This window comes from Pseudomonas sp. TH06 (assembly GCF_016651305.1).
Classification (GTDB): Bacteria; Pseudomonadota; Gammaproteobacteria; order Pseudomonadales; family Pseudomonadaceae; genus Aquipseudomonas.
This window is the reverse complement of sequence record NZ_JAEKEC010000001.1, coordinates 1,704,187-1,724,597: the sequence shown is the minus strand read 5'-3', so window position 1 is coordinate 1,724,597 and position 20,411 is coordinate 1,704,187. Positions and strand designations below refer to the sequence as shown.

The 20,411-nt window shown below is 59.4% G+C and carries 16 protein-coding genes; 9 read left to right on the top strand and 7 right to left on the bottom strand.

The window, feature by feature from the left end:
• Positions 1-214: 214 nt before the first annotated feature.
• From JFT86_RS07570 to JFT86_RS07545, 6 genes are all read left to right on the top strand, one after another.
• Positions 215-1,387 carry a hypothetical protein gene (locus tag JFT86_RS07570; RefSeq protein WP_201231710.1) on the top strand — a complete coding sequence of 391 codons (1,173 nt, stop codon included), beginning with the start codon at positions 215-217 and terminating at the stop codon, positions 1,385-1,387.
• A 71-nt stretch (positions 1,388-1,458) separates the two neighbouring features.
• A complete protein-coding gene (locus JFT86_RS07565) occupies positions 1,459-2,001 on the top strand; it encodes an adenylyl-sulfate kinase (protein ID WP_201231711.1) in 543 nt (180 codons plus the stop codon).
• Between the two features lie 2 nt (positions 2,002-2,003).
• Positions 2,004-2,753, top strand: coding sequence for a class I SAM-dependent methyltransferase (locus JFT86_RS07560; RefSeq protein WP_201231712.1), 750 nt, complete (start codon positions 2,004-2,006; stop codon positions 2,751-2,753).
• Positions 2,754-2,759: 6 nt separating this feature from the next.
• Positions 2,760-5,075 (top strand): PEP-utilizing enzyme, encoded by a 2,316-nt coding sequence (locus JFT86_RS07555; RefSeq protein WP_201231713.1) that lies wholly within the window; start codon positions 2,760-2,762, stop codon positions 5,073-5,075.
• Complete coding sequence (locus JFT86_RS07550; RefSeq protein WP_201231714.1) at positions 5,072-5,692, top strand: gamma-glutamyl-gamma-aminobutyrate hydrolase family protein; 621 nt, start codon at positions 5,072-5,074, stop codon at positions 5,690-5,692. The genes JFT86_RS07555 and JFT86_RS07550 overlap by 4 nt, the downstream gene beginning before the upstream one ends.
• A 7-nt stretch (positions 5,693-5,699) precedes the next feature.
• Positions 5,700-6,413 carry a phosphocholine cytidylyltransferase family protein gene (locus JFT86_RS07545; RefSeq protein WP_201231715.1) on the top strand — a complete coding sequence of 238 codons (714 nt, stop codon included), beginning with the start codon at positions 5,700-5,702 and terminating at the stop codon, positions 6,411-6,413.
• 12 nt (positions 6,414-6,425) lie between these two features.
• Here the strand turns inward: JFT86_RS07545 and JFT86_RS07540 are convergent, their stop codons facing one another.
• Positions 6,426-8,402: a methyl-accepting chemotaxis protein gene (locus JFT86_RS07540; protein ID WP_201236318.1), complete on the bottom strand. Its 1,977-nt coding sequence runs from the start codon at positions 8,400-8,402 to the stop codon at positions 6,426-6,428.
• Between the two features lie 184 nt (positions 8,403-8,586).
• Positions 8,587-9,507, bottom strand: coding sequence for a LysR substrate-binding domain-containing protein (locus JFT86_RS07535; protein WP_201236317.1), 921 nt, complete (start codon positions 9,505-9,507; stop codon positions 8,587-8,589).
• 158 nt (positions 9,508-9,665) lie between these two features.
• On the opposite strand from JFT86_RS07535, the gene JFT86_RS07530 reads away from it, so the two are divergent.
• Positions 9,666-11,063, top strand: a complete 1,398-nt coding sequence (locus JFT86_RS07530; RefSeq protein ID WP_201236316.1) for a NorM family multidrug efflux MATE transporter — start codon at positions 9,666-9,668, stop codon at positions 11,061-11,063.
• A 182-nt stretch (positions 11,064-11,245) separates the two neighbouring features.
• Here the strand turns inward: JFT86_RS07530 and JFT86_RS07525 are convergent, their stop codons facing one another.
• Complete coding sequence (locus tag JFT86_RS07525) at positions 11,246-12,919, bottom strand: bifunctional diguanylate cyclase/phosphodiesterase (RefSeq protein WP_201236315.1); 1,674 nt, start codon at positions 12,917-12,919, stop codon at positions 11,246-11,248.
• A 265-nt stretch (positions 12,920-13,184) separates the two neighbouring features.
• On the opposite strand from JFT86_RS07525, the gene rep reads away from it, so the two are divergent.
• Together rep and JFT86_RS07515 are read left to right on the top strand one after the other, a co-directional pair.
• On the top strand, positions 13,185-15,194 hold the full coding sequence (rep, locus tag JFT86_RS07520) for a DNA helicase Rep (RefSeq protein ID WP_201236314.1): 2,010 nt from the start codon (positions 13,185-13,187) through the stop codon (positions 15,192-15,194).
• A gap of 58 nt (positions 15,195-15,252) precedes the next feature.
• Positions 15,253-15,825, top strand: a complete 573-nt coding sequence (locus JFT86_RS07515) for a xanthine phosphoribosyltransferase (protein ID WP_025113230.1) — start codon at positions 15,253-15,255, stop codon at positions 15,823-15,825.
• A gap of 130 nt (positions 15,826-15,955) precedes the next feature.
• Here the strand turns inward: JFT86_RS07515 and JFT86_RS07510 are convergent, their stop codons facing one another.
• The 4 genes from JFT86_RS07510 to alr all read right to left on the bottom strand — a co-directional run bounded on the left by JFT86_RS07510 (position 15,956) and on the right by alr (position 20,324).
• Positions 15,956-17,878 carry an acetyl-CoA hydrolase/transferase family protein gene (locus tag JFT86_RS07510; protein ID WP_201236313.1) on the bottom strand — a complete coding sequence of 641 codons (1,923 nt, stop codon included), beginning with the start codon at positions 17,876-17,878 and terminating at the stop codon, positions 15,956-15,958.
• Between the two features lie 135 nt (positions 17,879-18,013).
• On the bottom strand, positions 18,014-18,430 hold the full coding sequence (locus JFT86_RS07505) for a c-type cytochrome (RefSeq protein WP_166222261.1): 417 nt from the start codon (positions 18,428-18,430) through the stop codon (positions 18,014-18,016).
• Between the two features lie 182 nt (positions 18,431-18,612).
• Entirely contained in the window at positions 18,613-19,161 is a 549-nt protein-coding gene (locus JFT86_RS07500) for a cupin domain-containing protein (RefSeq protein ID WP_096817305.1), read from the bottom strand.
• Positions 19,162-19,250: 89 nt separating this feature from the next.
• The gene (gene alr / locus JFT86_RS07495) at positions 19,251-20,324 is read right to left on the bottom strand and encodes an alanine racemase (RefSeq protein WP_201238568.1); all 1,074 of its coding nucleotides are present in this window, start codon (positions 20,322-20,324) and stop codon (positions 19,251-19,253) included.
• Positions 20,325-20,411: the final 87 nt, after the last annotated feature.

Here is a 20,411-nt window from a genome sequence, read left to right as displayed (position 1 = left end):
GCGCTCTTTTTGCTAATTATCCGTCTATCGTCAAGACATAGAGCATTATTCAGCGTGGAAATGGAGGCGGGACATCATGGACAAGATTTCTAATGTTTATCAAAGCTATTCAATTCATTAATTTAAATTCAGACAACTAAAAAGGCCTGTCCGGCGTTATGACTCCGTCTGGCATTGTTCTTATTTAAATAAACTTTGAAAGCAAAACCTCATCATGAAAAATGTTTACTTGCTCAGCAACGTGGCGGACGGTGGCAAAACATATCTCGAGTATCTGATTCCAGCGCTTAAATCGCTTCGAGAAAAATATAACTGTATCGTAATTAACACTGATCGTACCGGCTTGAGCAGAGAGGAAGTCGAAGCCGTCCTTGATTTCCCGGTAGAGCAGATTGGCAATGAGTTCATTGCAAGCTTGAAATCGCAGGTTATCATTTCAAATGATGCCTATGCCGGACGCCTGCTGGATAACTCGAATTTTGGCATTTTCATCAGTCACGGCAATGTCGGGATGCCGACCAAAGACAAGTATTACTACGCCGAGTTGACCTCTTACTGGGATGTGATCATCGCTTCTTCCCGGTCAGGCTTTGATTTGATTACGGCCGGAATGCAGGCATACCGTCGCGACAGAAAGGCCCTGAAAACAATGTTGGTCGATGGACTGGCGTTGCGTTCGGACATGCGCAGCACCAGCCCGGTGGCCACGTTGCCGGTGAAGATTCCCGGTAATTTCGAGTCACCACCGCCATCGACAAAAACCTCGGACGACTATGTCGTAGGGCTTCTGCCGACTCAACTGGGTATCTGCCCGAACGGGGCGACGCTGTATGAGAACCTGCAGGCCGTCATCAATGCAGTCAAATCGCAAATTCCCCACGCGACGTTCATCTTGCGTCCGTACATGGCCGAACTTTCCCATCCGACCGTACAGGCTCTGTGCAAAGAGCTGTCTGCCTATGACTGGATAACCATCGACAAGGCAGGCACCAGCAGCACGGTTTTCTATGCACAATGCGACACCGTCATTACCGACGCATCCACCGGTGGTGTGTCGTTCATGCTCAACACCTGCAAACTGCCGATTTATTACGTGCCGTTTACTGACGAGAACAATCTCTCCGTCAACACCTGGCTGAATCAAATGGACAACTTGTTGCCAATCGCCAGAAGCAGTAATGAGCTCAGAGACATGGCGTTAGGGTTCAGCCTGCTGACACCAGAAGACAGTTATTACATATACAACAAGTTCTACCAGGCACAGTACAGCGACTTGCCCCTGCCTCAGGAAGTGTTCCACGATTTGATTGAATACCGGCACGAGTCGAAGTATTGCCCGCTCTCGATTGACTCTTTCGGAGACATTAGCGAGCGCGACAAACCTTAAAAAAGCAGGCCTGACCTCATGCGAGGGAACAGCCTGCCAATACATTCCAATCGAACACAAGTCAGAACACTATGAAACGTGATGCTGGTGGACAGGTAATCTGGATTACGGGCCTTTCAGGAGCGGGCAAATCAACGCTTGCCGGTGAGTTCGTTACCAGAATGCGTGCTGAAGGACGCTCGGTCGTAATGCTCGATGGCGATGAATTGCGCGAGGTATTTGGCGCCGCCGCCAGCAGCACGCAAAACCACGGCCGCGAGGGTCGCCTCGCGCTCGCCCTGCAATACGCTCGCCTGTGCAAAATGATCGCTGCGCAGGGACAAACCGTGGTGATCGCCACGATCTCGCTGTTTCGCGAGGTTCACGAGTGGAACCGCGCCCATCTACCCAATTATTTCGAGATTTATCTGAAGGTGCCCGTCGAGGAGTTGCGTCGCCGCGACCCCAAGGACATCTATCGCCGTTTCGATGCGGGCGAACTGCATAACGTTGCCGGGCTCGACCTGGACATTGATGAACCGCTGGCGGCGGACTGCCTGGTTGAGTTCGATCACGAACGCTCCAGCCAGCGTCTGGCCGATGATTTGCTCCCTAAAATTCTTGGAAGGAACTGACTATGAAAACCGAATGGGACTACACCACCCTGGCCGATGCCTATTTGAAGCGCCCTGACTACGCCGACGCGGCAATCGACGCCATGCTGTCGATTGCCGGTGCCGAGCAAGGCGACAAGTTCTGCGACGTCGGCGCGGGTGTTGCGCACTTGACGCTGATGCTGGCCGCCCGCGGCCTGGATGTCACAGCGGTAGAACCCAACGATGCGATGCGCGCCAACGGCATAAAGCGCACCGCCGAGTTGGCCAATGTCAAATGGCACGAAGGCACCGGTGAAGCCACCGGTCAAGCGGCGCATGCGTTCGACATGGTCACTTTCGGCAGCTCCTTCAATGTTTGCGACCGTCAGCAGGCGCTCAAGGAAACCGCGCGCATTCTCAAGCCACGCGGCTGGTTTGCCTGCATGTGGAACCACCGCAATCTGGAAGACCCGATCCAGGCGCGCATCGAAGCCATCATCAAAGAGCGCGTAGCCGGTTATGGCTACGGCACCCGTCGTGAAGACCAGACCGCCGTGATCGACGCCAGCGAATTGTTCGGCCCGGTCGTGCATCTGGATGCCCGTGTGATTCACGAGCAGTCGATCGAAGAATGCCTCGAAGCCTGGCGCTCGCACGCCACGCTGGAACGTCAGGCTGGCGCCAGCTTCCATGAAGTGATCGCGGCCATCGACGACTACCTGAAAAGCCTGCAGACGCCGTCGATCCAGATCCCGTACTCGACCAACATCTGGGTTGCTCAACTGAGATAACCGCTGATGGCCCTGCATTTCTCAACCAAGGCCGGCACCCTGACCAGCCTGCAAGGGCGGCTCGCCTCGGCGCACATTGCGCCGTTGCTGGCGTTCACTGTGGCGGACTGGCAACTGGATCAGCGCGCCTGCGTTGAGGATATCCAGCGTCGGCTGCCAGCCGCTCCGTGGATCGTACGCTCCAGTTGCGGGCGCGAGGACAGTGCGCAGGCGTCGTTCGCCGGCGCCTTCCTGTCGGTGCCGAATGTCGATGAGGCTGGACTGGTCTCGGCGATCGAACAGGTCATCGCCAGTTACGGCGATGTGCACCTGACTGACGAGATTCTGATTCAACCCATGCTCGGCAATGTGCTGCGCTCCGGCGTGGCCTTCTCTCACGACCCCAACACCTGCGCACCGTATCGTGTGGTGAATTGGTCAGAGGGCGATGACACCGCCGCCGTCACTGGCGGCATGGGTGGCCGGCTCTGGCAGCAGGCGGCGCACAGTGCAGTGGCAGCGCCCGCGTCGCTCGCACCGGTGGTGGCCTTGCTCGAGGAATTGCTCAGCCTGTTTGGTGATCGACCGGTCGACTGCGAGTTCGCGGTCACCCGCGATGCTGAAGGCGAGACACTCTGGCTGCTGCAAGCCCGGCCATTGATTCTGCCGGCGGTGCCTGAGTCCGCGGCCACCCAGTTCGCCCGTCTGCAAAGCATTCAGAGCAAAGTCGAACGGGGCATGCGTGCGCATCCATTTCTGATCGGTCAGCGCACCGTGTACGGCGTGATGCCCGACTGGAACCCGGCCGAGATCATCGGTATCCGGCCCAAACCGTTGGCGCTTTCGTTGTATCGGGATCTGGTCACTGACTCGATCTGGGCTTACCAGCGCCACAACTATGGCTACCGTAACTTGCGCAGCTTCCCGCTGATGCCGCATTTTTTCGGTCTGCCGTATATCGATGTGCGCCTGTCGTTCAACTCGTTCATTCCGGCCGACCTTGATGAAGGGCTGGCCGGTCGCCTGGTGGATTACTACATTGATCGCTTGCTGGCGGAACCGACGCTGCACGACAAGGTAGAGTTCGAGATCGTTTTCTCCTGCTACACCCTCGACTTGTCGCAGCAACTGGAACGTTTGCGCAGTGCCGGTTTTCTTGAGCATGAACTGGACGCCATCAGCACCAGTCTGCGCAAGCTGACCAACCGCATCGTGCACCCCAAGGACGGTTTGTGGCGCAGCGATGCCAATAAGCTTGAGGTACTCAACGCCCGTCGCGAAGAGTTACTGGCCTCCAATGCCGACCCGCTCGAACGCATCTACTGGCTGCTGGAGGATGCCAAGCGTTATGGCACCCTGCCCTTCGCCGGCCTGGCCCGCGCCGGGTTTGTTGCCGTGCAGATGCTTCGATCGCTGGTCAGCGTCGGCGTGTTTTCGCAGGCGGATTACGATGCGTTCATGGCCGGGGTTTCCACCGTCAGCGGGCAGTTGGCCCGTGATCGCGCGACCCTCGACAAAACCACGTTCCTCGCCCGTTACGGGCATTTGCGACCGGGCACTTACGACATCCTCTCGCCGCGTTATGACGAGGCGCCAGAGCTGTATTTCGACTGGACGCAAAGCCCCGCTGCGCCGGAGCCGCTACGACCGTTTTCCCTGACGCTGCCGCAGATGCGCGAAATCGTCAAACAGCTCGAAATCCATGGCCTGCAGCCTGATCCGGTGGGGCTGCTGGACTTCCTGCAGAACGGCATCGAGTTGCGCGAGCTGGCCAAGTTTCACTTCACGCGTAACCTCTCCGATGCTTTGGCCTTGATCGCTCAGGTCGGTGCGCAGTACGGCATTGGTCGCGAGGATCTGGCTTATTGCGACATCAGCGCTTTCCAGGAGCTGCACGTAGCAGCGGCGGACCCGAAAGAGCTGCTGTTGCGCAGCATCGAACAAGGCAAGGCGCGTTACGCCGAAACACTCAAGATGTCGCTGCCGCCGGTGATCACCTGCCCAGAAGATGTCTGGTGTTTCGAGTGGCCGGAAACTGCGCCCAATTTCATTACGCAAAAACGCGTGACCGCGCCGGTGGTGCTGTGTGATGACCGGGAAAAACTCGCCGGGGCGATTGTTTGCATTCCCAACGCCGATCCGGGGTTTGACTGGCTGTTCGCCTACCCGATTGCCGGGCTGATCACTGCGTGGGGCGGGGCCAATTCGCACATGGCGATCCGTGCCGGTGAGCTTGGCTTGCCAGCAGTGATTGGCGCCGGCGAAGTGCTCTACCGTCGCTGGTCGACGGCAGACTTTCTGCACCTCGATTGTCCGGGTCGCCGAGTGGAGTTGATGTCATGAAAGTGGTCGCGATCAGCCAACGTGTCGACATGCATCCAGAACGCGGCGAAAGCCGTGACGCGCTGGATCAGCGCCTGATCGCGGTTGTGCAGGCGGCAGGCTTTATCCCTGTGCCAGTGCCAAACGGCTGGCAATCACCCGACGACCTCGATCGTTGGCTGGCAGCGGTTAACCCACAGGCCATCGTGCTGTCGGGCGGCAACGACATCGGTCAGTGCCCGGCTCGCGACCTCACTGAAAGCAGGCTGTTGGACCACGCCCATGCGCGCCATCTGCCATTGTTGGGGATTTGCCGGGGCATGCAAATGCTTGCGCACTGGTCGGGTGTCTCGTTGAAACCGGTCACCGGCCATGTACGCACCCGGCATCAGCTATCCGGGCAGATCGTCGCCGAGGTCAATAGCTATCACACCTTCGCCCTCGCCGATTGCCCGCTCGGGTTCGAGGTGCTGGCGCGCAGCGAGGACGGCGAAATCGAAGCGATCCGCCACCTGCAACTACCGTGGCAGGGCTGGATGTGGCACCCGGAGCGTGAAAGCGATTTCGCGGTGCACGACCTTCAGCGTCTGCAGCGCCTGTTTGGCGAAACCGACTCCAATGAAGCATTCACGGGATAGACCTGTAGTGAAAGCCATTATTCTGGCTGCCGGACGTGGCAGCCGCATGAAAAGCCTCACCGATGAACGCCCAAAATGTCTGGTCGAGTTGCGCGGTAAACCACTGCTGGAATGGCAGTTGGAGTCATTGCGGGCAGCGGGTATCAGCGACATCGCGGTGGTGACCGGTTACAAGCGCGAGCTGCTGGCAGAGCGTGGTCTGAGCGAGTTTCACAACCCGCGCTGGGCCGAGACCAATATGGTTTCGTCACTGGCCTGCGCCGAGTCCTGGCTTCAGGGTCAGCCGTGCATCGTCAGCTATTCGGATATTTTCTACAGCCCTGTGGCCGTGCAGTCGTTGATCAACAGCGACGCGGCGTTGGCCGTAACCTACGACCCCAACTGGTTGCAGCTGTGGACCGAGCGTTTCGGCGACCCATTGCTGGATGCCGAAACCTTTCGCCTGGCCGCCACGCACACGCTGGCGGAAATCGGCAACAAGCCACAATCGGTGGATGACGTTCAGGGTCAGTACATGGGGCTTTTGCGCTTCACTCCCGAAGGCTGGGCGGAAGTCGTGCGACTGCGTGCCGAACTGTCGCCGCAGCAACGCGACAGCATGCACATGACCAACACTCTGCAACGCGTCATCGATGCCGGTCGGGTGCCAATTGAAGCTGTCGCCTACACCGGCGAATGGGGAGAGGTCGACTCCAGTGAGGACCTCTCGGTGTATCAATAAGGCACCGGCGCCTTAACGGAACCGGTCAACCTCCTGACGCAGTTCGGCCGCCAGACCTTCCAGTTCCTTGGCGGTCACGGCCAGGTTGGACACCACCTCGCGCTGCTCACTGTTGGCCATCGCAATGCTCTGCAAATTGCTGCTCAACAGCGTCGCAGTGCTGCTCTGCTCCTGAGTCGCCGTGGTAATCGCAGCAAACTGCTGCCCCGCCGAACGGCTCTGCTCATCGATCCGCGCCAGCGCCGACGCAACATTAGCGTTACGCGACAAACCTTCCTGCATCAGCACATTGCCCTGCTCCATGGTGCTGATCGCGTTGCCGGTTTCCTGCTGGATGCTGTGGATCATGCTGGAAATTTCATCGGTGGCCTGACGAGTACGCGAAGCCAGACTGCGCACTTCATCCGCCACCACGGCAAAGCCGCGACCTTGCTCACCGGCACGCGCCGCTTCAATCGCCGCGTTAAGCGCGAGCAGGTTGGTCTGTTCGGCAATCGAGGTAATCACGCCGACGATGCCACCGATTTCCTGCGAACGCTGACCGAGGGTGTTGATCACGGTGGCGGTACTGTTCAGAGCGCCAGCGATTTGCTCCAGCGAGGACGACGCTTCTTCCATCGAACTGCGACCGATCTGCGTTTGCTGAGCGTTTTCCTGCGCCAGACGCTGGGTCGCGCCCATATTGTCGGCAATGTTCAGCGAGGTCGCGCTGAACTCTTCCACCGCACCGGCCATGCTGGTGATTTCGCCGGACTGCTGCTCCATGCCTTCGTATGCGCCGCCGGACAAACCGGACAACGCCTGCGCACGGCTGTTAACTTCTTGCGAGGCACGACGGATGTGCTCAACCATGGTCGATAAAGCCTGACTCATCTGGTTGAAAGCGCGGGACAGTTGACCGATTTCGTCATTACTCGACACGTTCAGGCGCACGCTCAGATCACCGGCGCCCAGAGCTTCAGCCTGTCGTACCAGATCGCTCAGCGGCGCGAGTTTGCTGCGCAGCAACCACACCACCGACCCCACCGCCAGCAACATCGCCAACAGGCTGCCAATGGCCAGTTGCGTACCGACGCTCCAGGTCACGGCACGAATTTCCGACTTCGGCATGCTCGCAACGACCGACCACGGCCCGCCATCGAACGGCACGGCAATGCTGTAGAAGTCCTCCGACTTGTCGCTCCAGAACTCGCCTTTGCCCGGGGTCTTCACCAGACCATTGATCACCGGTACGGCTTGATCCAGTGCCTGCACGCCTGCTGGCGGAACCAGCCATTTGTTCTGCTCATCCAGCAACGCCAGCGAACCACTCTGGCCGATGCGGAAACGTTTGAGGTTGTCGAACTGAATATTCTGCGCGTCGGTGTAATCGAAACCGACGAACAGCACGGCAATCACCTTGCCACTGCCATCACGCACCGGGGTGTATTGGGTCATGTAAGAGCGATCGAACAACAAGGCGCGGCCGACATAACCCTGCCCCGCCATCAACTTCGCGTAAGCCGGGTGCGCGTGATCGAGCAAGGTGCCGATGGCGCGGGTGCCGTCCTGTTTGGTCAGCGAGGTGCTGACCCGCACAAAGTCTTCGCCACTGCGCACGAACAGCGTGGCGACGCCCGCCGTCATCTGCTTGAAATCGTCGACTTCCTTGAAGTTGTTGTTCAACACTTCGCTGCCCAGGTGCAGGCCCGGGGTCTGGGTGCCGGCAACGCTCACCGGCTCACTCGGGTGAATACTCAGACCTGCGCTGAAGCGCTTCTCGAACAACCCGCTCAGACGCTGCGTGCTTTCACGCAGCGTGCCGTGAAAAGTGCTCAGTTGGTCAGCCAGCAGCCGCGCCTCACTGGCCAGATGCTCTTCACGGGTGGCGAGGTTGGCGGTATCCAGCGAACGCAAGGCGAACACCGTACTGCCGCTGATGACGATCGCCAGAATCACAGCGAGCGCGAGGCCCAGCTGCGATGCGATCCGAGCGCGAGGTTGAGACATGGACAGCTCCTGGCCGAACTTTTCGATCCTCCTTGACCGCAGCTCGGATAATTTTCTAATAGTGGGGGTGGCTCGTGGATACCGGCACGACGGTTCCACTTGCTCGTAGTCGGCGGAAAACCCGAATACTTGAGCACTCAGCAGGGTTATGGCAGAAGGCCGGCATTGTGGCGGCTCGAACGTTTCAGCTCAAGCGTTTGACGGTCGGCAGCGCCATGGCACGGACTTCGCCTTGCAGGAAGTCGCTGAGGCGGCGCAAACGTTCACCTCCCGGGCGAGTTTTTGGCCACACCAGGTAATAATTCAATCCGCTGGCGACCGCTGTCGGCCACGGCAGACTCAAACGTCCCTGCGCCACATCCTCGGCGACCATCAGCAGATCGCCCATCGACACGCCGTACCCACGAGCCGCCGCGATCATGCCCAACTCCAACGTATCGAAGACCTGCCCGCCCTTGAGCGATACCTGATCGGACAAGCCCATGTGCTCCAGCCAGCTACGCCAATCGCGGCGATCCGGGGTCGGGTGCAGCAACTCGGCGCTGGCCAGTCGCGCAACATCCCACGGTTGATCATTCAGCAGGTTCGGCGCACCGACCGGAATCAGCTCCTCGGGAAACAGCAGGCTGGCCTCCCAGTCCGGTGGAAAATGCCCATCACTGAGCAGCACCGCGCAATCGAAGGGCTCATGGTTGAAGTCCACCGAATCCACATCCATCCAGGCACTGGTCAGTTGCACTTCATTGCCCGGCTGCAAATGACGGAAGCGACTGAGCCGCGCCAGCAACCAGCGCATGGTCAGGGTCGATGGCGCTTTCATGCGCAGGATGTCGTCCTCGGCGCGCAAGGTGTTACAGGCGCGCTCAAGAGCGGTAAAACCTTCGCGAATACCGGGCAAGAGCATCCGCGCTGATTCGGTCAGTTGCAGATTGCGCCCGCTGCGGTGAAACAGCCGACAGGCGAAATGTTCTTCGAGCGTACGAATGTGTCGACTGACCGCACTTTGAGTGATCGACAACTCTTCGGCGGCGCGCGTGAACGAGCTGTGCCGCGCCGCCGCTTCAAATGCGCGCAGGGCATACAACGGAGGAAGTCGGCGGGACATGCACAAAGCTCCTGTGGCGGGATGTCGGCAACTTAGCAGAATCTGCTCAGCATGAGTTTTAATCATGCTACCCATCCTTTTTATCCCTTTGTGAAAGCGCCTTCAAACCCCGAGAATCGACGGTCTCCTGTTCCCTCTATTGATGAGTGGTGATGACCATGCAACATCCTGTGCGTACCGAACTCTGGGCCATTCTGCGGCTGTCGGGGCCGTTGATCGCTTCACAGTTGGCGCACATGTTGATGGTGCTGACCGACACCCTGATGATGGCGCGCATCAGCCCCGAAGCCCTGGCCGGCGGTGGACTGGGCGCGGCGAGCTATTCGTTCGTGTCGATCTTCTGCATCGGCGTGATTGCGGCGGTCGGAACCCTGGTGGCGATCCGTCAGGGCGCCGGCGACATCATTGGCGCCGCGCGCCTGACTCAGGCCGGATTGTGGCTGGCGTGGCTGATGGCACTGGGTGCCGGGTTGCTGCTGTGGAATCTGAAACCGCTGTTGCTGCTGTTCGGCCAGACCGAAACCAACGTCACTGCCGCCGGCCAGTTTCTGATCGCCCTGCCCTTCGCCCTGCCCGGCTATCTGAGCTTCATGGCCCTGCGCGGCTTCACCAGTGCGATTGGCCGCGCCACTCCAGTGATGGTCATCAGCCTCGGCGGCACGGTGGCCAATTTTCTGCTCAATTACGCACTGATCACCGGCATGTTCGGGCTGCCGAAACTGGGCCTGATGGGCATCGGTCTGGTCACGGCGATTGTCGCCAACTGCATGGCGCTCGCGCTGGCCTGGCATATCCGCCGGCATCCGGCCTACGACGCTTATCCATTGCGTGCCGGTTTGTCGCGGCCTAACCGCCAATACTTGAAAGAGTTGTGGCGCCTAGGTCTGCCGATTGGCGGCACCTACGCGGTGGAAGTCGGTTTGTTCGCCTTCGCGGCGCTGTGCATGGGCACCATGGGCAGCACACAAATGGGTGCGCACCAGATCGCCCTGCAGATCGTTTCGGTGGCGTTCATGGTGCCGGCCGGCATGTCATACGCGATCACCATGCGCATCGGCCAGCATTACGGCGCAGGGCAATTGAGCGTTGCGCGCATGTCCGGTCGGGTCGGGATCGTATTCGGTGCGGTGGTGATGCTGGGTTTTGCCATGGTGTTCTGGCTGCTGCCGAATCAATTGGTCGGGTTGTTTCTGGACCACAACGATCCGGCGTTTGCCGAAGTGATTCGGCTGGCGGTGAGCCTGCTGGCGGTGGCGGCGTGGTTCGAGCTTTTTGACGGTACGCAGACGATTGCCATGGGCTGCATCCGTGGACTCAAGGACGCGAAGACCACGTTTCTGGTCGGGCTCGGTTGCTATTGGCTGATCGGTGCGCCGGCGGCGTGGTGGATGGCGTTCCACTTGAACTGGGGGCCGACGGGCGTGTGGTGGGGATTGGCGCTGGGCCTGGCGTGTGCGGCGGTGAGTTTGACGCTGGCGTTTGAGTGGAAGATGAAGCGGATGATTCGGCGTGAGCCTGCGCCATCAAGTCACTACACAATCGCGCAGCCTGACTGAGATCCCTTGTAGGAGTGAGCCTTTGTGGCGAGGGGATTTATCCCCGATGGGTGGCGAAGCCGCCCCAAAACCGGTAGCTGGGGTTTATAAGATGTTCCCAGTGCTAAGGTTTTGCGACTGCTTCGCAGCCGATCGGGGATAAATCCCCTCGCCAAAATGTTGTTCCAAATTGAGTTATGGAGTTAGCTGACAATTTCCAGGGCTGGCTGTTGGCTTGAGCCAAACGTCAGGTACTCAACCAGTTCCGCCAACGGCAACGGCCGGCTGATCAGATACCCCTGCACCTGATCGCAGCCAAACCCGCGCAGTAAATCGAGCTGCTCCGGCGTTTCCACCCCTTCGGCCACCACTTCCAGATGCAGGTTGTGCGCGAGGTTGATCATCGCGTGCACCAGTTTGCGATTCTCTTCGCGTTTCTCCATGCCGCCGACAAAGCTCTTGTCGATCTTCAGCAAGGTGATCGGCAGGCTGTTGAGGTGCACAAACGACGAGAACCCGGTGCCGAAGTCATCCAGCGAGAAGCGCACGCCGAGGCGTCCAAGGGCGTCCATGGTCTGCTTGACCAGATCGCTGCGGCGCATCACCGCGGTTTCGGTCAGCTCGAATTCCAGCCACTGCGCCTCGACACCTCGCTCGGCAATCAGACGGCTGAGGGTCGGCAGCAACTGGCTGTCCTGAAACTGGCGAAAAGAAAGGTTAATCGCCATGTGCAGCGCCGGCAAACCGTGCTCGCGCAGGGCCTGCATGTCACGCAGCGCACGAGAAATCACCCAGTAACCCAACGGCACGATCAGCCCGCTCTGTTCAGCCAAAGGCACGAACTCACTTGGCGGCAGCAAACCGCGCTCACTGTGACGCCAGCGTACCAAGGCTTCGAGGCCGACGATCTGGCCGTCCTCAAGATTCAGCCGTGGCTGGTAATGCAGTTCCAGTTCATCGCGGCGCAAGGCCCGGCGCAGTTCACTTTCGAGGTCGGCCATGCTCCGCGCATTGCGATTGATGCGTTCATTGAAGATATGGAAGGTGCAGCCCTGGGTACTTTTCGCCTGTTGCATAGCGATGTGCGCATGCCACATCAGCGGATCGGCGCCGCCCTGTGCGCGAGCATGGGCGATACCGAGGCTGGAACCGATCAGCAGGCTTTCGCCGTCGACCCAGTAGGGTTCAGACAAGGCTTCGGTGATGCGTTCAGCCATCCACTCGGCGCGTTGCGGTGCGCGGCGGGTGTCGATCAACAGGGCAAACTCATCGCTGCCGAGGCGCGCCAGTTGATCGCCGGCCTCCAGCTGACTTTTCAGCCGCGAGACGACTTGCAGGATCAAGCGGTCGCCGGCCTGATGACCGAGAGCGTCATTGGCGTGGCGGAAATTATCGAGGTCGAGATGCCCGAGGGCCAGGCCACGACCGTCACCTTCGGCAAGGCGCGCGGTGAGCAAAGTCTGGAACCCCTGACGGTTGGCGATACCGGTCAGCGGGTCCTGTTCAGCGAGGCGTTGCAGAGTGTTTTCGAGAACGCCGCGTTCGCGCACATGGCGCAGGCAACGCCGCAGCATACCGGCGTCGAGAACATCGAACACCAGCCAGTCACTGACACCAACCGGCGCGGTCTCCGGTTCGTGTTCCAGCAGCAATACCGTCGGCAGGCTGCAACGGCCGGGTGCCGGTTGCAGCGCGGGAACCGTCAACAACACCGCGTGGCGATTGTCTTCGAACAAACTGCTGACCGACTCCCAGCTCGGCGCGCTGATCAGCACCGCCGCGCTCCCCATAGGAGCCAGACACTCGCGCAATAACGCTGTCCACGCTGGCTCTTCGGCCAGTAGCAGCAAACGCAAGGGTTCGACAGGCGTAGACAAGCTAGCTCCCTAGACTCTGCAATGATTATGTGGGCGGGGCATTATGCCGTTGCCTGCAACAATGACCAAATGACAACGATTATCAAAACGTTATTTTGTGTCATGAATGAGAACATTAGCCGCAAAATCTCCGCGCATCCTGCGTGAAAGTAACAAAACCGGCAAATTTGAATCGCGTGGTGCGTCACAAGTCGGACAGAGCAGCACAAATCTCTGAGCCTGTTAAAATGCCGGCCCATTTCGTCAACGACTCCCGAATTTTCGTATGTCCCGACTCAATCCCCGGCAGCAAGAAGCCGTGAACTACGTCGGCGGCCCTCTATTGGTGCTCGCCGGTGCTGGCTCCGGCAAGACCAGCGTGATCACGCGCAAAATCGCGCACCTGATCCAGAACTGCGGCATCCGCGCTCAGTACATTGTCGCCATGACCTTTACCAACAAGGCCGCGCGCGAGATGAAAGAGCGGGTCGGCACCTTGCTGCGGGCCGGCGAAGGGCGTGGCCTGACGGTCTGCACCTTCCACAACCTCGGTCTTAACATCATCCGCAAGGAACACGCGCGGCTGGGCTATAAACCGGGTTTCTCGATCTTTGACGAGACCGATGTAAAAGCGCTGATGACCGACATCATGCAGAAGGAATACGCGGGCGAAGACGGCGTCGACGAGATCAAGAACATGATCGGCGCCTGGAAAAACGACCTGATCCTGCCGCCTCAAGCGCTGGAAAATGCGCGAAATCCGAAAGAACAGACTGCCGCCATCGTCTACACCCATTACCAGCGCACGCTCAAGGCGTTCAACGCGGTGGACTTCGACGACCTGATCCTGCTGCCGGTGAAACTCTTCGAAGAGCACGCCGACATCCTCGAAAAGTGGCAGAACAAGGTTCGCTATCTGCTCGTCGACGAATACCAAGACACCAACGCCAGCCAGTACCTGCTGGTGAAAATGCTCATCGGCACGCGCAACCAGTTCACCGTAGTAGGCGACGACGACCAGTCGATCTACGCCTGGCGCGGTGCGCGGCCGGAAAACCTGATGCTGCTCAAGGACGACTATCCGTCCCTGAAAGTGGTGATGCTCGAGCAGAATTACCGCTCCACCAGCCGCATTCTGCGCTGCGCCAACGTGCTGATCTCGAACAACCCGCACGAATTCGAAAAGCAGTTGTGGAGTGAAATGGGCCACGGCGACGAGATCCGCGTGATCCGCTGCCGCAACGAGGACGCCGAAGCCGAGCGCGTGGCCATGGAAATCCTCAGCCTGCACTTGCGCACCGACCGCCCGTACAGCGATTTCGCGATCCTTTATCGCGGTAACTATCAGGCCAAGCTGATCGAGCTGAAACTGCAGCACCATCAGGTGCCGTACCGCCTGAGCGGCGGCAACAGCTTCTTCGGCCGTCAGGAAGTGAAAGACCTGATGGCCTACTTCCGCCTGATCGTGAACCCGGACGACGACAACGCCTTCCTGCGCGTGATCAACGTGCCGCGCCGCGAAATCGGCTCGACCACCCTGGAAAAACTCGGCAACTACGCCACCGAACGCAAGATCTCGATGTACGCCGCCACCGACGAAATCGGTCTGGGCGAACATCTGGACAGCCGCTTCACCGATCGCCTGTCGCGCTTCAAGCGCTTCATGGACAAGGTCCGCGAGCAGTGCGCCGGCGAAGATCCGATCTCCGCACTGCGCAGCATGGTCATGGACATCGACTACGAGAACTGGCTGCGCACCAACAGTTCCAGCGACAAAGCCGCCGACTACCGGATGAGCAACGTCTGGTTCCTGATCGAGGCGTTGAAAAACACCCTCGAGAAAGACGAAGAAGGTGAGATGACCGTCGAGGACGCCATCGGCAAACTGGTCCTGCGCGACATGCTCGAGCGTCAGCAGGAAGAAGAGGACGGCGCCGAAGGCGTGCAGATGATGACCCTGCATGCGTCCAAGGGTCTGGAATTCCCGTACGTGTTCATCATGGGCATGGAAGAGGAAATCCTCCCGCACCGCTCCAGTATCGAAGCCGACACCATCGAAGAAGAACGCCGCCTGGCCTACGTGGGCATCACCCGTGCGCGCCAGACCCTGGCCTTCACCTTCGCTGCCAAGCGCAAGCAGTACGGCGAGATCATCGATTGCGCGCCCAGCCGCTTCCTCGATGAGCTGCCGCCGGACGATCTGGCGTGGGAAGGCAACGACGACACACCGACCGAAGTCAAAGTCGTGCGTGGCAATAGCGCATTGGCTGATATACGCGCGATGTTAAAGCGCTAGAATTGACCACTTTTTTACTAGACCTTCGGCGCACAAAGCGCCAAAAGAGGACAGCTTCATGGAAGCATTGCACCAGAAAATCCGCGAACAAGGCATTGTGCTTTCCGACCAGGTCCTGAAGGTCGACGCCTTCCTGAACCACCAGATCGACCCGGCCCTGATGAAGCTGATCGGCGACGAATTCGCCACGCTGTTCAAGGATTCCGGCATTACCAAGATCGTCACCATCGAAGCCTCGGGCATTGCTCCGGCGATCATGACCGGTCTGAACCTTGGCGTGCCGGTGATCTTCGCCCGCAAGCACCAGTCCCTGACCCTGACTGAAAACCTGCTGTCGGCGACCGTTTACTCGTTCACCAAGCAGACCGAAAGCACCGTGGCCATCTCCCCTCGTCACCTGACCAGCAGCGACCGCGTGCTGATCATCGATGACTTCCTGGCCAACGGTAAGGCTTCGCAGGCGCTGATCTCGATCATCAAGCAGGCCGGCGCCACCGTTGCCGGCCTGGGCATCGTCATCGAGAAGTCGTTCCAGGGCGGCCGCGCCGAACTGGACTCGCAGGGCTATCGCGTTGAATCGCTGGCTCGCGTGAAATCGCTGAAGGATGGCGTGGTTACCTTCATCGAATAACCCGGCCTCACCGCAATCCCCTTGTAGGAGTGAGCCTGCTCGCGATGGCGGTGTATCAGTCGACATATTCTTGACTGAAACACCGCCATCGCGAGCAGGCTCACTCCTACAGTTGTTTTGGGTCAGGCAGTTATTGCGTGGTGGCCTTCAGGCCGGTGAGCAGAAGGCGCTGGAACAGGTCTTCTTTCAGGCCCTCCGGGTTGCTGAGCTGCATCCGCTCCAGATGCTCGGGATACAACGAAGCCTCCGGCGCATCCAGCGCAGCCTTGCCCAGTTCCAGAATCTCGCTCAACTTGAATTTGCTCTTCAGCCAGTTCAGCGCCCGCAGCAAATCCTTCTCGATCGCAGTGAAATCACAACCCAGCGGATACTCCGGAAACAGATGCGGATGCTTCGCTGCAATCGCCTGCAAACGTTGCGGCGTGTTGTCGGCGAAACGTGGATCGATGCGGAAGTCCTTTGGCAGTTTGCCGACCTTCTGCGCCTGCTCGATCAGCCCTGACTGAAAGCGTGAGTCGCTGATATTGAGCAACGCTTCAATGACCGCAGCGTCCGTCTTGCCGCGCAAATCGGCGATGCCGTACTCGGTGACCACGATGTCCCGCAGATGCCGTGGAATCGTGCAGTGTCCGTATTCCCAGACAATGTTGGAACTGACATCGCCACCGGATTCACGCCAACTGCGCAGGATCAGAATCGAGCGTGCATCGTGCAACGCGTGGCCCTGGGCGACGAAGTTGTACTGCCCGCCGACACCGCTGAGCACGCGTCCGTCTTCGAGTTGATCGGCCACCCCGGCGCCAAGCAACGTCATGGTGAACACGGTGTTGATGAACCGTGCATCAAGTCGCTGCAAACGCTTGAGTTCTTCCTGCCCATACAACTCGTTGATGTAGCTGATGCGGGTCATGTTGAATTCGAGGCGCTTGCTGTGCGGCAATTCACGCAGGCGCTGGTAAAAACTGCGCGGGCCAAGGAAGAAGCCGCCGTGCACCGAGATGCCATCGGTTTGCGCCGCTTCATCGAGGGTGCCGGCGTTGGCCTTTTCTTGCGTCTGGACGTCGGGGTAGACCTTGCGCCGGATGATCCCGGCATCGGCCAGCACCAGCAGGCCGTTGACGAACATTTCGCTGCAGCCGTAAAGGCCTTTGGCGAACGGTTCAGTGCCACCCTCACGGCTGATCAGCTGCGCCCACTGACTGAGGTTCACATCGCCCAGCAATGCCTGATAACCAGCGTTATCGCCTTGGCGGGCCAACAACGCAGCCGTCAGCGCATCACCCATCGAGCCGATGCCGATCTGCAATGTACCGCCGTCGCGCACCAGGGTACTGGCGTGCAAACCAATGAAATGGTCCTGAAAACCGACCGGCATGTTTGGCGTGGAAAACAGCGTGCTGCTGTCCTTCTCGTCGATCAGCAGGTCGAAGGTGTCGATGTCGACTTCGGCATCGCCGGGCATGTACGGCAAATCGGTATGCACCTGACCGACCAGCAGAATCGTCTCCCCGGCCTCGCGGCGCTTGGCGATCATCGGCAACAGGTCGAGGGTGATGTCCGGGTTGCAGCTCAGGCTCAGACGATCAGGATGTTCGCTACTGCTGGCGAGCAACTGGCCCACCAGATTCAGCCCGGCAGCGTTGATGTCGCGGGCCGCATGACTGTAGTTGCTGCTGACGTAATCCTGCTGCGCCGGCGGGCTGTTGAGCAGGCTGCCGGGCTGCATGAAGAACTGCTCGATGCGGATATTGGCGGGCAGGCTGTCGCGGTGCAGGTCGGCGAGGAAATCGAACTCCGGATAGTCACCAAAGACCCGCTCGACGAAAGGCTCGATAAAGCGCTTCTGCAAACCGTCGCCCAGGCTCGGCCGCCCTAGGCAGAGCGCGGTGTAGATCGTCAGCTGACGCTCGGGCAGGCCCTTGATGCGCCGGTACAGCGCGTTGACGAAATGATTGGGTTTGCCCAGCCCCAGCGGCAAGCCCATGTGGATATGCGCCGGCAACCTCGCCAGTACGTCGTCCACTGCCTGTTCGATCGAACACAACTGCACCATCTGAAGCCTCCCGCCCGTTCCGTGAATAGAGGTAGACCGAGCTTGCCTTGAGTTTGCTGCAAAGGACAGCCCACGCAATGAATCGCGGACACAAAAAAACCGTCCGAAGACGGTTTTTTTCATCAGAAGCGTGGCTTATTTCAGGCCGGACATCTTCTGGATTGCACCCTTGAGCTCGTCATCCGAGCAATCGGCGCAGGTGCCTTTCGGCGGCATCGAATTGATACCGGTGATGGCTTTGGCGAGGATGCCATCAAGGCCGCCCTGGTGATCAGCACGCTCTTTCCACGCTGCCGCGTCACCGATTTTCGGCGCGCCCAACAGGCCGGTGCCGTGGCAAGCGTTGCAATGTTTGGCAATCACTTCATCCGGAGTTTTCGCACCGCCACCGCCGCCGGCAGTCGCAGCCACTTCCATCCCCTTGCATTCCTGCCCCTGAACACACACTTGGCCAACCGGCTCAAGGCGTTTGGCAATGTCGTCATTCGTCGCAGCTTGAGCGCTGACAGCCCAGAGGGCCAGTACGGTTGCTGGTGCAGCCAGCATTTTCATAATTAGGTTCACGCGTTCACCCTCAATGGTGGCTATTCACGCCTGCGGCCACGGTTCGCAGGCGGGCGGAAGTATAGCGGGTAGCCCGCCACACTGAAACAACCCCATAGTCGAAGGGGTTATACCGCACGGTGGAAAAACTGTCCGGATGCCTTTGCCGTCATGGCCTGGCACCTCTTTGTTTAAAAATTCGCCGGTGTTGCTGCGCTGATTAGTCGCGCAGGCGAGTCGAACGGATTACGGAAACGATGCGGCTTGGTACTTTCAAAGTAGTAGCTGTCGCCGGCTTCGAGGATAAAAGTTTCCAGACCCACCACCAGCTCCAGACGACCTTCGACCAGAATCCCGGTTTCCTCACCCTCATGGGTGAGCATTTCTTCGCCGGTATCGGCGCCCGGTGGGTAGATTTCGTTGAGGAATGCGATAGCCCGGCTCGGGTGCGCGCGGCCCACCAGTTTCATGGTCACGGCGCCGTCGGAAATGTCGATCAGCTCGTTGGCCTTGTAGACGATCTGGGTCGGTTTTTCCTGGAGGATTTCTTCGGAAAAAAACTCGACCATCGACATGGGAATGCCGCCCAGAACTTTTCTCAGCGAACTGATCGAAGGGCTGACGCTGTTCTTTTCGATCATCGAAATGGTGCTGTTGGTGACGCCCGCGCGTTTGGCGAGTTCACGCTGGGAAAGCCCTTTGAGCTTGCGGATCGATTGCAGTCGTTCACCGACGTCCAAGGCTGGAGCCTCCAGAGTGTTGTAGAAATATTGAGCGTTATCATGGCGACAGCGTTCAGTATTTACAACACTCGGGACCCGTAGCGGCCTCAAGCCCCGGAATAGAGCCTTGGCACTCGACGCAGGTTGCAGAAGATCTGGTACGGAATGGTGTCGGCCCACTTCGCCACTTCGCTGGCGAGGATGTTTTTGCCCCACAGCTCGACAGTCGAACCGAGGCCCGCTTCCGGTACATCGGTGAGGTCGATGCAGAGCATGTCCATCGATACTCGGCCAAGGATGCGGCTGCGTTTACCCGCCACCAGCACCGGCGTGCCAGTTGGCGCCTGACGCGGGTAGCCATCGGCGTAACCCATGGCCACCACGCCGATGCGCATCGGCTTGTCGGTGATGAACTTGGCGCCGTAGCCAATCGGTTCACCGGCCGGCAACTCACGCACGCAGATGACTTTCGACTCCAGCGTCATCACTGGTTTCAAGCGCTCAGCCACAGCGTTGGCTTCTTCGAACGGCGTAGCGCCGTAGAGCATGATGCCGGGACGCACCCAGTCGCTGTGAATCTGCGGCCAACCGAGCACGGCTGGCGAATTGCGCAGACTGACTTCGGCAGCCAGACCTTGGCGAGCGGCTTCAAATACCGCTACTTGATCGGCGCTGCTCTGCTCGTGCAATTCATCGGCGCGGGCGAAGTGGCTCATCAGGACGATTTTCGCCACTTTGCCGCTGGCCAGCAGGCGTTGATAGGCCGCCGGATAATCTTTCGGATGCAGCCCCACACGGTGCATGCCCGAATCGAGTTTCAGCCACACAGTGATCGGTTTGCTCAGCGCAGCTTGCTCGATGGCTTCGAGCTGCCACAGCGAATGCACCACGGTCCAGAAATCATGCTCGACGATCAGCGCCAGTTCGTCGGCCTCGAAAATCCCCTCAAGCAGCAACACCGGGGCACGGATGCCGGCGGCGCGCAGCTCCAGCGCTTCTTCGATACAGGCGACGGCGAAACCATCGGCCTCGGCTTCCAGCGCCTGGGCGCAACGCACCGCGCCATGGCCATAGGCATCGGCCTTGATCACCGCCAGCGCCTTGGCACCGGTGACTTCGCGGGCAATTTGGTAATTGTGACGCAGGGCTTGAAGGTCGATCAGGGCACGGGCAGGACGCATGGCAGCAGACTTCTTGGCGGTCATGGGAAGAAAAACCGGCGCTGGCTGACGACGTGAACCGCCAGCAGCACCGGGAGAGGGATCTTT

What these genes read in the sequence shown, in the direction of transcription:
- JFT86_RS07570 (WP_201231710.1), top strand. Translation starts at nt 215, where the DNA reads ATGAAAAATGTTTACTTGCTCAGCAACGTGGCGGACGGTGGCAAAACA.
- JFT86_RS07565 (WP_201231711.1), top strand. Translation starts at nt 1,459, where the DNA reads ATGAAACGTGATGCTGGTGGACAGGTAATCTGGATTACGGGCCTTTCA.
- JFT86_RS07560 (WP_201231712.1), top strand. Translation starts at nt 2,004, where the DNA reads ATGAAAACCGAATGGGACTACACCACCCTGGCCGATGCCTATTTGAAG.
- JFT86_RS07555 (WP_201231713.1), top strand. Translation starts at nt 2,760, where the DNA reads ATGGCCCTGCATTTCTCAACCAAGGCCGGCACCCTGACCAGCCTGCAA.
- JFT86_RS07550 (WP_201231714.1), top strand. Translation starts at nt 5,072, where the DNA reads ATGAAAGTGGTCGCGATCAGCCAACGTGTCGACATGCATCCAGAACGC.
- JFT86_RS07540 (WP_201236318.1), bottom strand. Translation starts at nt 8,402, where the DNA reads ATGTCTCAACCTCGCGCTCGGATCGCATCGCAGCTGGGCCTCGCGCTC.
- JFT86_RS07535 (WP_201236317.1), bottom strand. Translation starts at nt 9,507, where the DNA reads ATGTCCCGCCGACTTCCTCCGTTGTATGCCCTGCGCGCATTTGAAGCG.
- JFT86_RS07530 (WP_201236316.1), top strand. Translation starts at nt 9,666, where the DNA reads ATGCAACATCCTGTGCGTACCGAACTCTGGGCCATTCTGCGGCTGTCG.
- rep (WP_201236314.1), top strand. Translation starts at nt 13,185, where the DNA reads ATGTCCCGACTCAATCCCCGGCAGCAAGAAGCCGTGAACTACGTCGGC.
- JFT86_RS07515 (WP_025113230.1), top strand. Translation starts at nt 15,253, where the DNA reads ATGGAAGCATTGCACCAGAAAATCCGCGAACAAGGCATTGTGCTTTCC.
- JFT86_RS07510 (WP_201236313.1), bottom strand. Translation starts at nt 17,878, where the DNA reads ATGGTGCAGTTGTGTTCGATCGAACAGGCAGTGGACGACGTACTGGCG.
- JFT86_RS07505 (WP_166222261.1), bottom strand. Translation starts at nt 18,430, where the DNA reads ATGAAAATGCTGGCTGCACCAGCAACCGTACTGGCCCTCTGGGCTGTC.
- alr (WP_201238568.1), bottom strand. Translation starts at nt 20,324, where the DNA reads ATGCGTCCTGCCCGTGCCCTGATCGACCTTCAAGCCCTGCGTCACAAT.